11 protein-coding genes and 2 tRNA genes are annotated in these 12,554 nt (G+C 70.8%); 9 read left to right on the top strand and 4 right to left on the bottom strand.

Annotated elements, in window-relative coordinates; genetic code table 11:
• Nucleotides 1-721 precede the first annotated feature (721 nt).
• Nucleotides 722-1,354 (top strand): hypothetical protein, encoded by a 633-nt coding sequence (locus ACWGKT_RS24205; protein ID WP_453275329.1) that lies wholly within the window; start codon nucleotides 722-724, stop codon nucleotides 1,352-1,354.
• A 92-nt stretch (nucleotides 1,355-1,446) separates the two neighbouring features.
• Here the strand turns inward: ACWGKT_RS24205 and ACWGKT_RS24200 are convergent, their stop codons facing one another.
• On the bottom strand, nucleotides 1,447-2,877 hold the full coding sequence (locus ACWGKT_RS24200) for an amino acid permease (protein WP_453275328.1): 1,431 nt from the start codon (nucleotides 2,875-2,877) through the stop codon (nucleotides 1,447-1,449).
• Nucleotides 2,878-3,080: 203 nt separating this feature from the next.
• On the opposite strand from ACWGKT_RS24200, the gene ACWGKT_RS24195 reads away from it, so the two are divergent.
• Nucleotides 3,081-3,569 (top strand): ribose-5-phosphate isomerase, encoded by a 489-nt coding sequence (locus tag ACWGKT_RS24195; RefSeq protein ID WP_235453831.1) that lies wholly within the window; start codon nucleotides 3,081-3,083, stop codon nucleotides 3,567-3,569.
• A gap of 89 nt (nucleotides 3,570-3,658) precedes the next feature.
• Entirely contained in the window at nucleotides 3,659-4,468 is an 810-nt protein-coding gene (locus ACWGKT_RS24190) for an Fpg/Nei family DNA glycosylase (RefSeq protein WP_356145052.1), read from the top strand.
• Between the two features lie 33 nt (nucleotides 4,469-4,501).
• Here the strand turns inward: ACWGKT_RS24190 and ACWGKT_RS24185 are convergent, their stop codons facing one another.
• Nucleotides 4,502-5,755, bottom strand: coding sequence for a GNAT family N-acetyltransferase (locus ACWGKT_RS24185; RefSeq protein ID WP_453275327.1), 1,254 nt, complete (start codon nucleotides 5,753-5,755; stop codon nucleotides 4,502-4,504).
• Nucleotides 5,756-5,916: 161 nt separating this feature from the next.
• Here ACWGKT_RS24185 and ACWGKT_RS24180 point away from each other — a divergent pair, with 161 nt between their 5' ends.
• Together ACWGKT_RS24180 and ACWGKT_RS24175 are read left to right on the top strand one after the other, a co-directional pair.
• Complete coding sequence (locus ACWGKT_RS24180; protein WP_453275326.1) at nucleotides 5,917-7,089, top strand: PP2C family protein-serine/threonine phosphatase; 1,173 nt, start codon at nucleotides 5,917-5,919, stop codon at nucleotides 7,087-7,089.
• Nucleotides 7,090-7,124: 35 nt separating this feature from the next.
• Nucleotides 7,125-7,583 carry an HD domain-containing protein gene (locus ACWGKT_RS24175; protein WP_453275325.1) on the top strand — a complete coding sequence of 153 codons (459 nt, stop codon included), beginning with the start codon at nucleotides 7,125-7,127 and terminating at the stop codon, nucleotides 7,581-7,583.
• Between the two features lies 1 nt (nucleotide 7,584).
• Here the strand turns inward: ACWGKT_RS24175 and ACWGKT_RS24170 are convergent, their stop codons facing one another.
• Nucleotides 7,585-8,676: an acyltransferase family protein gene (locus ACWGKT_RS24170; protein ID WP_453275324.1), complete on the bottom strand. Its 1,092-nt coding sequence runs from the start codon at nucleotides 8,674-8,676 to the stop codon at nucleotides 7,585-7,587.
• A gap of 532 nt (nucleotides 8,677-9,208) precedes the next feature.
• Between ACWGKT_RS24170 and ACWGKT_RS24165 the strand changes: the two genes are divergently transcribed.
• The 3 genes from ACWGKT_RS24165 to ACWGKT_RS24155 are packed head-to-tail and all read left to right on the top strand — an operon-like array spanning nucleotide 9,209 to nucleotide 12,026.
• Nucleotides 9,209-9,403 carry a hypothetical protein gene (locus ACWGKT_RS24165; RefSeq protein ID WP_235453825.1) on the top strand — a complete coding sequence of 65 codons (195 nt, stop codon included), beginning with the start codon at nucleotides 9,209-9,211 and terminating at the stop codon, nucleotides 9,401-9,403.
• Between the two features lie 45 nt (nucleotides 9,404-9,448).
• Nucleotides 9,449-11,602 (top strand): protein kinase domain-containing protein, encoded by a 2,154-nt coding sequence (locus ACWGKT_RS24160; RefSeq protein ID WP_453275323.1) that lies wholly within the window; start codon nucleotides 9,449-9,451, stop codon nucleotides 11,600-11,602.
• 58 nt (nucleotides 11,603-11,660) lie between these two features.
• Nucleotides 11,661-12,026, top strand: a complete 366-nt coding sequence (locus tag ACWGKT_RS24155; protein WP_356145170.1) for a hypothetical protein — start codon at nucleotides 11,661-11,663, stop codon at nucleotides 12,024-12,026.
• 75 nt (nucleotides 12,027-12,101) lie between these two features.
• On the opposite strand, the gene ACWGKT_RS24150 is transcribed toward ACWGKT_RS24155, so the two are convergent.
• A tRNA-Gly gene (locus tag ACWGKT_RS24150) sits at nucleotides 12,102-12,172 on the bottom strand.
• 165 nt (nucleotides 12,173-12,337) lie between these two features.
• On the opposite strand from ACWGKT_RS24150, the gene ACWGKT_RS24145 reads away from it, so the two are divergent.
• Nucleotides 12,338-12,414 (top strand) — tRNA-Pro (locus ACWGKT_RS24145).
• The last annotated feature ends 140 nt before the right edge of the window (nucleotides 12,415-12,554 follow it).

Genomic DNA, 12,554 nt, shown 5'->3' with positions numbered 1-12,554 from the left:
TACGGCCTCGGGTCCTGCCCCGGCTTCGAGTCCGGCCCCCGGTTCGGGTCCGGCTCCCGGCTCGGCTTCGTCCCCGGTCCTGGACTCAGCCTCGGGTTCTGCCCCAGCTTCGGGCCCTGCCCCGGCCGCAGGCTCGGCTCCGGCCCGGCCCCAGGACTCGGCCGCCGCGGATTGGCCTCCGTCCCCGGCCCGTACCCCGGCCCTCGGCCCGGGCGCGACCTCGGACTGGGCCCCAGCTCCGAACGCGACCCCGGCCCCAAACCCGGACCCGAACCCGGACCCGAACGCGACCCCGGACCCGAACCCGGCTCCGGACCCCCGCCCCGTGCGGGACGCCGTGCCGGTGAAGGCGGTGTCTCTCAGTCGACGTGGCCCCGATCAACCCGCGCGGAATCAGGTCCGGGGCCATGCCGCCGACCCCTCCGCCACGTTCTCCGAAGCGCCCCCCGCCCACCCATCCGCCCAGGCATCCGCCCACGCGCCCGCACCCCCGGCACCACCACCCACGCCCCCCGCCCGACCCGCCTCCGAGCTGCGCTCCGAGGTTCGTTCCGAGACGCCTTCCAGTAATTCCGGCGGACCGTCCCGGGGGCCGGGGTCGCAGTCCCACCCCGGCGTCCCGCCCACCCGCGCTCAGGCGGAAGCCGTGACCCGGCGCAGGCCGGGTCCGGGGCCGGGGCCGCGTGGGTCTCACACCGTCGGGTTGCCCCCAGGGGCGGCCGTGGGACCTGCCGCCCACTTGGCCCGTCGCCGTACCGGCATCCTCGCCGCTCTCGGAGTCGTGGCCGTGGGTGTCGTGGTCGCGGTGCTGTTGACCATGTCGGCGGGTGGGCCGAAGGGGGACACTCGGGCCGGTACCTCGCCGGCCGCCGCGAGCTCCGAAGAAGCGTCGCCTTCGCCCACCGTCGAGGGCACGTCCCGGCCGCGGAGTCTGCCGCCGGGCGCGCACCGCGAGGCGGGCGGGTTCGCCTGGGTGACGCCGAAGGGCTGGCGGCGGGACACGAAGACCGCTGCCGAGGTGCACTACACCTCCCCCGACGGCCGCCAGGAACTCCTGGGCAAGTCGTCCCTCGCCCGCGGCGACCTGATGGAGACCTGGCGCACCTCGGAGCAGAACGCCCACCGGGGCCAGGACTACGTCAAGATCCGCCTGGAGGACACGACGTTCCAGGCGCACCCGGCGGTCGTGTGGGAGTACACCTTCACGCTCAAGGGCGTCCCCTGGCACGCCCAGTTGCTCGGCTTCGACGTGGACGGGAAGTCGTACCAGATCAACACCTGGTACCGGCCGGACGCGGAGGCCCGGGCGCTGAAGACGTACGGCAAGGTCAAGGACAGCTTCACGGTGCTGTGAGACCGCCGAGCGCGAGGCCGCGCGCAAACGCGCGAGGGGAGGCAGCCCGCGGGCTCCCTCCCCTCGTCACGGCGACGGGTTCGTCGTCGGCGTCAGCCGACGGACACCTTGTCGGCCGGGGCCTCGTCGGCCGTGGCCACCGCGGCGCGGTCGCCCACGAGCTTCTGCTTGACCACGGCGACGGCGATCACGACCGCCGCGACCAGCAGCGACAGCAGCACGGTCGTACGGCCGCTGCTCTCGCCCTGCGTGTCGGTCAGCATGTAACCGAGGACGAACACGATCAGTGCGGCCGTCGCCCAGGTCAGGTACGGGTACAGCCACATCTTCACGATCAGCTTCTCCGGCGCCTCGCGCTGGATGATCTTCCGCATCCGCAGCTGCGAGAAGCAGATGACCAGCCACACGAACAGGGCAACCGCACCACTGGAGTTGACCAGGAAGAGGAAGACCGAGTCCGGGAACTTGTAGTTGAAGAAGACGGCGACGAAGCCGAAGACGACGGAGGCGATGATCGCCGCCATCGGCACACCGCGGGACGTGGTCTTCGCGAACGCCTTCGGCGCGTCACCGCGCTGGCCCAGCGAGAACGCCATGCGGGAGGCCGTGTAGAGGCCCGAGTTGAGGCAGGACAGCACCGAGGTGAGCACGATGAAGTTCATGATCTCGCCGGCGTGCGCGATGCCCAGGGAGTCGAGGGCGGCGACGTACGAGCCCTTCTCCTTGATCGCCGGGTCGTTCCACGGCAGCAGGGAGACGACCACGAGGATCGAGCCGAGGTAGAAGACGCCGATACGCCAGATGATGCTGTTGGTCGACTTGGTGACGGCCTGCTGCGGGTTCTCCGACTCGCCGGCGGCCAGGGTGGCGATCTCGCTGCCCATGAAGGAGAAGACGACGAGCAGGACGCCGGTGAGGATGGCGCCGGGACCGTGCGGCAGGAAGCCGCCGTGGTCGGTGAGGTTGCCGAAACTGGCCTTGTCGCTGTGCACGCCGGGCAGCACGCCGAAGATGGCGAGCGCGCCGACGACGATGAACGCGCCGATCGCGACGACCTTGATCCCGGCGAACCAGAACTCGAACTCGCCGTAGGAGCCGACGGAGACGAGGTTCGTGGCGGTGAGCACGACCATCACGATCAGGGCCCACCCCCACTGAGGGACGGCCGGGATCCAGCCTTCGAGGATCTTGGCGCCGGCGGTGGCCTCCACGGCCAGCACCACCACCCAGAAGAACCAGTACAGCCAGCCGATGGAGAACCCGGCCCAGCGGCCGAGGGCCCGGTCGGCGTGTGCCGAGAAGGAGCCGGAGGTCGGGTTGGCGGCCGACATCTCACCGAGCATGCGCATCACCAGCACCACGAGCGTGCCGACGAGTGCGTACGACAGAAGGATGCCGGGGCCTGCGGTGGCGATACCGGTACTGGAGCCGACGAAGAGTCCGGCGCCGATGACGCCGCCAATGGCGATCATCGACAGATGGCGGTTTTTGAGTCCTGCCTGAAGTCCGGAACCAGGGGTCATGGGCGGATTTCCTTTGCGCCTGTTGGGCTTCCCCGCACGAGCGGTGTACGAGTCGGTCCAGTGAATCGGAGGCGAACGAATTCGGAAACCTTTGATTCCGGATTGTTACTTGAGGTTCCCTTGAGGTTCTATGGTTTGAGCCACATTTTCCCTGGCCTGCACCCGAAGCTGCTGCCCTGGATCAGCCGTGTCACACTCGTCCCATGCGCGTGTATCTCGGCTCCGACCATGCGGGCTTCGAACTCAAGAACCACCTCGTCGAGTGGCTCAAGGAGGCGGGTCACGACCCCGTCGACTGCGGCCCCCACATCTACGACGCCCAGGACGACTACCCGCCCTTCTGCCTGCGGGCCGCGGAGAAGGCGGCCGCGGACCCCGAGGCCCTCGGCATCGTGATCGGCGGCTCGGGCAACGGCGAGCAGATCGCGGCGAACAAGGTCAAGGGTGTCCGTGCCGCGCTCGCCTGGAGCGAGGAGACCGCCTCGCTCGGCCGCCAGCACAACAACGCCAACGTGGTGGCCGTGGGCGCGCGTATGCACACGCAGGAGGAGGCGACGAAGTTCGTCGAGACCTTCCTCAACACCCCGTTCTCCGGTGACGAGCGCCACATCCGCCGCATCGACATGCTGTCGGCCTACGAGACGACGGGGGACCTGCCCCCGATCCCGGCCCACCACCCGCAGCAGGACTGACGCCGAACGGGGGCCCCGGCCCCCCGTTCGAGGTGGACAGGACGGGGTCCGGGGCGGAGCCCCGGGCGGCAGGAAAGGACACGGCCACCGTGCCAGAGGGGCACACGATCCACCGGCTCGCGCAGGACTACGCCGACCGCTTCTCCGGCACGCCCACCCGAGTCACCAGCCCCCAGGGCAAGTTCTCCGACGCCGCCGACCTGCTCACCGGAGCGGAGCTCACCCGCACCGAGGCCCACGGCAAGCACCTCTTCCTCGGCTTCCGCGAAGCCGAGTGGATCCATATCCACCTGGGTCTCTTCGGCAAGGTCGCCTTCGGCGCCGCCCCCGCGCCTCCGCCCACCGACACGGTCCGCCTGCGGCTGGCCAACGCCACCTCGTACGTCGACCTGCGCGGCCCCACCACCTGCGCACTGATCACGGACGACGAGAAGCACGCGATCCACGACCGCCTCGGCCCCGACCCGCTGCGCCCCGACGCCGACCCGGCCGCCGCCTACGCACGCGTCCGCCGCAGCCGTACGACGATCGCCGCCCTCCTCATGGACCAGAAGGTCGTCGCCGGCGTCGGCAACGTCTACCGCGCCGAGGTCCTCTTCCGGCACGGCATCGACCCGTACCGCGCTGGCCGGGACCTCGCCCCCGCCGAGTGGGACGCGATCTGGGCGGACCTGGTCGACCTCATGCGCGAGGGCGTCCGCAACAACCGCATCGACACCGTCCGCCCCGAGCACACCCCGGAGGCGATGGGCCGGCCGCCGCGCGTCGACGACCACGGCGGCGAGGTGTACGTCTACCGCCGGGCCACCCTGCCCTGCCACATCTGCGGCGACGGCATCCGCACCGCCGACCTCGCCGCCCGCAACCTCTTCTGGTGCCCCACCTGCCAGACGCGCTGACCCCGGCCCAGGAGGGGTCCGGTGGACCGAGCGCTAGAAGCCGTGCGGCAGCCAGGGCGCCACCGGTGAGCCGAACGCCACCGACGCCTCCGTCAGCGCTCCCTGCCGCAGCTCCCGCACCCGGCCGGCCGCCGCCAGCGACACGAGCGACGCACCGCCCAGGTAGGCCGAGCCCAACTCCCGTACCGACAGGGCCAGATCGGCCGCGTCCTGGGTACGCACGCAGGACGCCCCCTTCGCGTCGCCGGTCAGCCGCCAACGCCCGGTGTTCCAAGGGCAGAAGTCGTCCTCCACCTCGAACACGACGTCCACCGGCGCCTGGTACGTCCGCGCTTCCAAGGCCGCGCCCAGCTCCACCAGCCGGACGTGCAGCGAGTCCCGCACCACCAGCCGGCACCGGCGCAGGTCCGACACCAGGTGCTGCCAGCCCTCGTCCACCGGCCGCCGCCGCGCGTCGATCGTCGACGTCAGGTCGATGTCGAACAGGAACCGCCACAGGGAGGCGTGCACAGCGGCGTCGAGCGCCTCCAAGTGCTCCAGTACCACCACGCCCTTGGGCCCGGCCGGCTCCCAGTCCGGTTTGACCCGGAAACGGGCGAATCCCACGCACTCCCCGTCCCGCTCGGCCAGCACGCACTGCAGGGGCGACGCCCCGCTCCGCTCGCTCTCCGGGTCGAGTAGCCCGAGCCGCTCCCAGCCGGGCTGCCGCGCCAGCATCCCGGGCCGCAGCGGCACGTGCCGGGCGTACAGCGCCTCGGTCTCGGCGAGCACGTCGGCCGGAGCGGCGTACCGCAGCCGTACGTCATCGGTGCCCGGCGGCACCGACAGCCGTACCCGGGTGGTGTCGATCTCGGCGTTGGTGTGGAACGTCGCGGCGCCGTACCCGAACCGCCCGTAGATGGCCGGTTCGGAGGCCGTCAGCACCGCGAGCGGCCACCCCCACGCCCGTACGTCGTCCAGCTGCCGTCGCATCATCGACGTCAGCAACCCGCGCCGCCGGTGCGTCGCGGCCACCCCGACCATCGTGACCCCCGCGGCGGGCACCGAGGCGCCGCCCGGCACGGTCAGCCGGAAGCTGAAGGCCCCGGCCGTGCCGACGCACGCGTCCCCGTCCCAGACGCCGATCGAACGGTCGATCTCGATGAGCGAGAACCACAGCTCCCGCTCGTCCGCGGACTCCGGCACCCCACCGAACGCGCGGAGCAGATTGTCGTACCAGACATCCAGCTCGTCCCGCCGCAGCGCGCGCAGCTCGACCGCACGGTCCCTCGCAAGGTCAGTACCCATGAATCATGCGTACCAGGGCGTCGCGGGGCGAGCGAACGAATTTCTCCCTGGTGGCCGCGGGGCGGGCCGCGATGACGTTCACTGTGAGTTCGGCCTCGGACGGGGGACAAGTGGGACCTCCCGTGCCAAGCAGGTGGTCCGATGGATAGGGTCCCGAACTAATGGCAGCAGGACGAGAGCGGCGCGCGAAGGCCGAGACCTTCACGGCCCGGTGCAAGATGCAGTGGCACCGGGCCCGTGTCGGCCTGCGCAGAAGCGCCGTGGACTACTTCCGCGGCGACGGCTCCGACTGGATCGCGCTGGTCGGACTGCTGCTCACGATCCCCGTGCTGGCCTCCATCACCCTGGCCAACTCGGTGTGGTTCTCCCCGGCCGCGCTGGTGCTGCCGATCGTCGCGGGCGGCCTGCTGCTGCGCCCGGCGAGCCTGCTCGGCCTGTACGCGGCCGCGGCCACGGCACTCATCGTGGAGTCGGTCAAGCTGGGGCCGTACACCGAGGGACCCTCCCGGGTCACTCCGGGCATCGTCCTCGTGGTCGCCGCCTGCGGCTTCTTCGGGCTGCTCACCGCGCAGTTCCGCAGCCGGGTCGGTGTGCCGTGGCGGCGCGGCGGGACCATGCTGTTCGACCTGCGCGAGCGCATCCGGGTCCAGAGCAAGCTGCCGAAACTGCCGCAGGGCTGGCACCGGGAGATGGCGCTGCGGCCCGCGGGCGGGCAGTCCTTCTCGGGCGACTTCGTGGTCGCGGCCCGGACGAACGGGGGCCGCACGCTGGAGGTCGTCCTCACGGACGTGTCCGGCAAGGGCATGGACGCGGCCTCGCGTGCGCTGCTGCTGTCCGGGGCGTTCGGCGGGCTGCTGGGCTCACTGCCGCCGCACGCCTTCCTGCCGGCGGCGAACGGCTACCTCCTGCGCCAGGACTGGGACGAGGGCTTCGCGACCTCCATCCACCTGGTGCTGGACCTCGACTCCGGGGACTACGAGCTGTACTCGGCGGGCCATCCGCCGGGGTTGCAGCTGAGTGCCGGCAGCGGCCGCTGGGAGGAGAAGGCGGCCGAGGGCCCGCTGCTCGGTGTGTACGACGGCGCCCAGTTCGACTCCGTGAAGGGGTCGCTGCGGCCCGGAGACGTGTTGATGGTGTTCACGGACGGTCTGGTGGAGACCTCCGACCGGGACATCGTCGAGGGCATGGACCGGCTGACGGGCGAGGCGGACCGCTATGTCGCCGGCGGCTTCCACGGCGCCGCCTGGCACCTCATCGAGGCGGTCGCCAAGGACGTCAACGACGACCGGGCGCTGCTGCTGATCTGCCGCGAGGCCGCCCCCGCGGTGCGCTGAGCGACCTCCCCCGGGCGCCGGGGCACACTGGGAACGTGACCGAGACGCAACACCGGCTGACCCTGACCGAGATCGAGGCCCTCGCGCGCGCCGCCCACACCGGGCAGACGGACAAGGCGGGACGGCCGTACGCCGAGCATCTGCGGGCCGTCGCCGAGGGCGTGCGCGCCCGGGGTGGCGACGAGGAGCAGATCGCGGCGGCCTGGCTGCACGACTCCGTCGAGGACGACGCGTTGAGCGAGGACTGGCTGGAGCGGGCCGCGCTGAGCCGGCGTACGAAGGACATCGTGCTCGCCGTCACCAAGCGGGCGGGGGAGGAGCCGGAGGCGTACGCGCGGCGCATTCTGGACACTCCGGGCGCGCTGCTGGTGAAGGAGGCCGACCTGGCGCACAACGCGGACCCGGAGCGTCTCGCCGTACTCGACGAACCCCTTCGACGACGACTGACCGAGAAGTACGCACGGATGCGCGCACTTCTCGGTCTCGACGGCTGATCTAGGCGCCGGCGCCGACCTTCTCGCGCTCGCGTTCCTTCCGCTGGCGCTCGCGGGCCAGTTCGGCGGCGTCCTGCTTGAACGCCCACTCCATCTTCGGTTCCATCGCGAAGCGGAACACCCGCCGCACGGGCCGCGTGCACAGCAGCGTGACGGCCGCGGCGGCGAGCAGGGTGACCGCGATCTCGCCGAGCGGGCGGTGCAGGGCGGCGTGGTCGAACCAGCCGCGGTACTCGCCGTACTTGATGAGGAAGCCGTGCAGCAGGTAGCCGTACAGCGTGCCCGCGCCCAGCGCGGTGAACCACATCCTGCGGCCCGGCACCCAGGCGAAGAAGCAGGCCGTCAGCAGCAGCGAGCAGCCGAACATGGCGAGCACCATGACCGGCCCCGACCACCAGGGCGCGGCCAGCTCCTGCGCGGCGTCGCGGTGGTAGAACCACGCGGTGTTCATCCGGGGCACCGCCCACCAGCCGACGACCAGCGCGGTCGCGAAGACCGGCACCGCCGCGATCCGCACCCAGCGGCGGCGCACCAGCTGGAAGTGTTCCTGCTTCATGCACAGGCCGAGCACGAAGTACGGCAGGAACTGCAGCACGCGCTGGAGGTCCAGGTCGTCACCGATGTTCGGGGCGACGGACGCCAGCATGGCGATGCCGAGCGCGAGCGGCAGCGGCCAGCGCACCAGCTTCCAGATGGGCGTGGTCACCCGCCAGATGAACAGCGCGCACAGGAACCAGGTCAGATACCAGGGGTCGAGGAGGCTGATGTCCTGGTCGGGGGAGTGGTCGACGAACCGCTTGAAGAGCGGGTAGGCGGTCTCGAACAGGACGTACGGCACGGCGACGCCGGTGATCAGCCGCTTCACCCGGTCCGGGCGCATGTCGAAACTGCGCGAGAAGTAGCCGGAGATGATGATGAACGCCGGCATGTGGAAGGTGTACACGACGGTGTACACGCCCTCCAGGATGCGGCTGTCGCCCTTCAGTGGCTCCCACACGTGACCCATCGCGACCAGCACGATGGCGAGGTACTTGGCGTTGTCGAAGAACGCGTCGCGCTGTTTGCCCGGTCTTGATCTGTTCTGCGCACTCATCGGGGTACGCGGACTCGGCACTCCGTTCACCGGCGACTGTGCCGGAGGGAGCGGCCTGCGGTTCTGGCCGGGGGACGAGGCGGCGTCAAACATCTGAGGCACCCTAGCGTTGTCTGTGGGATTTCGTAAAACCCCCGGTGTCTTTCCTGGTTAAGGGCTTCGGGTACCCATTGATTTACAGAAGTTGACGTCCCTGTCTACGTGACGGTCAGCACAGCGCAGCCCGATGTTCACCCGTGATGTCCGGATTCATCCTGACTAATTGGTGCATAGGGTCGTCTCTGCGTCAACAATTCGAATTACCTGCGAACAAGGTATGTGGACACGGAAACGATGTTGTTCATATTCCTTGCGAGCCGCACGCGCGAGCGCCCTCGAATTGCTGTGCGGAAGATCGTCGGAGGCGGGCCCGTTCCCGACGATGCGTCACGCGTCGCATACGGGGGCCGGGTTGGTGGCACGATGGTTCTGGCGGGGGTGCGGGGATGTACCCCCGGGCCGGGAGAGCGGACCGACCTAGGGTGTGATCAGTGTGGCCATTTCACTGTCCGTGGTGCTGCTGTTGGCGATCATCCTGGTGGTCATGATCCGAGGAGGGAGCATCAAGGCCGGCCCCGCCATCGTCGCGGTGCTGTTCGGCTTCTTCCTCGCCTCGACCGGCATGGCTCCGTCCATCAACCGGTTCCTCAACTCGATAGCGGAAACGATCAACTCGATCAGCTTCTGACCGGCGGCACGGCGGAACAATCGAACAGCGGGGGGATGTACGGGGATGGCGCTGCGGGAGTCCGATCCGGCCGAGGTGGGCGGCTACCGGATCGAGGACCGTCTGGGCAGCGGCGGCATGGGCGTGGTCTACCTGGCGCGCTCCGCCTCCGGCCGCCGGCTCGCCGTCAAGGTCGTCCACGCCCAGTACGCCGACGACGACGAGTTCCGTATCCGCTTCAGCCGTGAGGTCGCCGCCGCCCGCCAGGTCAGCGGCGCCTTCACCGCCCCCGTCGTGGACGCGGACGCCGACGGGTCGCGCCCCTGGATGGCCACGCTCTACATACCGGGCGAGGACCTCGGCACCCACGTCCGCCGCCACGGCCCGCTGTCCGTGGACCGGCTGCGCGAACTCGCCGCCGGACTCGCCGAGGCGCTGCGCGACATCCACCGCGCCGGCGTCGTCCACCGGGACCTGAAACCGGCCAACGTGATGCTGGCCGAGGACGGTCCGCGCGTCATCGACTTCGGCATCTCGCGCGCCGCCGAGTTCGGCCCCTCCGACGTCCTGACCCAGACCGGCCGCGTGATGGGCACCCCGCCCTTCATGTCCCCGGAGCAGTTCTCCTCCCCGCACGACGTCGGCCCGGCCGCCGACATCTTCTCCCTCGGCGCGATCCTGGTGTACGCCGCCACCCGGCGCGGCCCGTTCGACAGCTCCAACCCCTGGGAGACGGCGACCCGGGTCGTCGAGGGCACCCCCGATCTCGACGGCGTACCCGAGGAGTTGCTCCCCTTCGTCCGGTTCTGTCTGGAAAAGCATCCCAAGTCCCGCCCCACCCCCGACGAGCTGCTGACCCTGCTGCGCGACGGCCGCCTGCCCGCGCCGGGACCGCGGTCCGCGTCCGGCGGCGCCGCGGGCCCGAAACGGCCGCGTGGGCGGCGCCGCCGGTGGTGGCTGGTCTCCGGTGCCGTGGCCGCCGTACTGGCCGTCGCCGGTACGACCTTCGCCGTCAGCCGCCAGGGCCACGGCACCCCGGACGACCTCCCGGCCGGCTGGCGGCCCTGGCACCAGCAGTCGAGGATTCCGTCCCCGCACGACCCGGACGCGCTTCCCAGCGGCTCCTTCAGCCGCTGCGTGGCCGCCGGCCCGTCCCTGGTGTGCGCCGGCGACAGCATTATGGCCACCCGCTTCGACCTGGCCCGCGGCCGCAACACCTGGGCCCTCCCCGTCGACTCCACGCCCGGCGGCAGCAGCGCGGGCAGCGGCGGCACGATCATCGGCACCCGCGGCGACACCGTGTACGTCTGGGGCGTCGACGACCGCACGGCCGCGACCGACCGTGACGCCACCCGGACCCGCTACTCGGTCCAGGCCCTGAGCGCCCGCACCGGCAAGGCGCTGTGGAAGACGGTCACCGGCGAGGGCGAGGTCCTCACCGGTGGCGAGGAGGGCTACGCCGTCCCCACGCCCCGGGGCGTCATCGCTGTGTACGGCGACAAGGGGCAGTCGTATGCTCTGCTGGGCGCCTCCGACGGCAAGATCCGCTGGAAGCACCCCATGCGGTACTCGGCGGCGAACGACAAGGGCGCCTGCCAGCTCGGCGGGGCCGCGGGACGCGTGTACATGCTCTGCGGGGCCTTCGGCAAGGACTACAGCCTCTCCGCCACGACCGTCACCGAGCTCGACCCGGCCACCGGCCGGTCCCGGTGGACGGTGACGGCCAAGGGCGCGCTGAGCGTCCTCGGCCAGGCCGGGGACCACCTCGTCCTGGCCGACGGCATGGGCACGCTGCGCACGCTGACCCTGGTCGACGTCCCCTCGCGCGTGGTGACCACCGTGCGGCTGTCCCGGCCCGAGGCCGCCGTCAGCGGCGCCTACCTGGAGCGCGGCGTCCTGTACTGCACCTTCACCAGCGGCAGCGTCCACGCGTTCTCGCCGCGCACCGGCCGCCTGCTGTGGCGGAGCAACTCCACCGTCGAGCAGCCCGGCCCGCCGACCGCCACGTCCACCCGCCTCTACCTGGCCTCCCCGACCGGCCGGCTGGCCGCCCTCGACCTGCGCACCGGCCGGGTCAGGGCCACCCGCCCCGGCCGCGACGACGGCGGCACCTCCGACTCCACCGGCCCGGCGAGCACCCCCCTGGTCCTGGTCGGGGACGCGCTCTACGTGCCGTACGGCATACGTTCCGTGTTCACGGTGAACATACGGCACCTGTGATCGGGTGACCGGGAGGAACTTTCCCCCCCGAGGTCGATCAGGAGCCCCAGTGAACGACATGGAATTCTCCGAAGGCGTGGAGACAGTCCTGCGTGACCTTCGGGCACAGTGCGCGGTGCAGCCGGACATACGGTGGGACGACGCGGGCGGGATCACGCTCTGGGCCCCGGACGGTTCAGGCCATGGCCTGACACCACACCCGGACGGCACCGCCGCGGAATTGCTCGTGCACCTGGCGGATCAGGTCCAGGACTGGGCGGTGGAGACACTGTGGTCCGAAGGCGCGTCGGCGGTCTGGCCGCAGTGCCCGACGCACCCGGACACGCATCCGCTGACGGCGACTCTCCGCACGGACGCGGCGGTGTGGGTATGCCCGAAGAGGGGAACGTCGGTGGCGCGCATCGGGGAACTGAAGACCCACTAGAGCGGATCACGGCTCCGGGAAACGATCAGGGCCAGGCGGAGGAATCATCCTCCGACCTGGCCCTGAGCCGTTCAGAGCGGGCGACGGGAATCGAACCCGCGTAGCTAGTTTGGAAGACTAGGGCTCTACCATTGAGCTACGCCCGCACAGCGCGCGCCGCAGGTTCGGCGACCGCGGCACAGAAGGCATCGTAGCGGGTCGTACGCCGTCGCCGCACACCCCTTTGGCCCGCCGCGCCACCGCGCACCCGGACGCTCGGAAATGCGGCGGCCGTACTGCCTGCGGGCATGTAGCCTACGTGTCGCACCAGACGGGGTGTGGCGCAGCTTGGTAGCGCGTCCGCTTTGGGAGCGGAAGGCCGTGGGTTCAAATCCCGCCACCCCGACCACCGACATCCGTGACTCGTCGTGATCGCCTTTTGGGGCGTTCAGCTGCTGCGGCTACTATGCAAGCTGCGCGCCCGTGTGTCCCGGCCCACTAGGCCTACGAACTCCTCCGGGCGGCGAAATCCGCCGGACCTGTCTGGCT

This window comes from Streptomyces sp. NPDC054794 (assembly GCF_053611585.1).
This window is presented reverse-complemented; position numbering and strand designations above follow the sequence as displayed.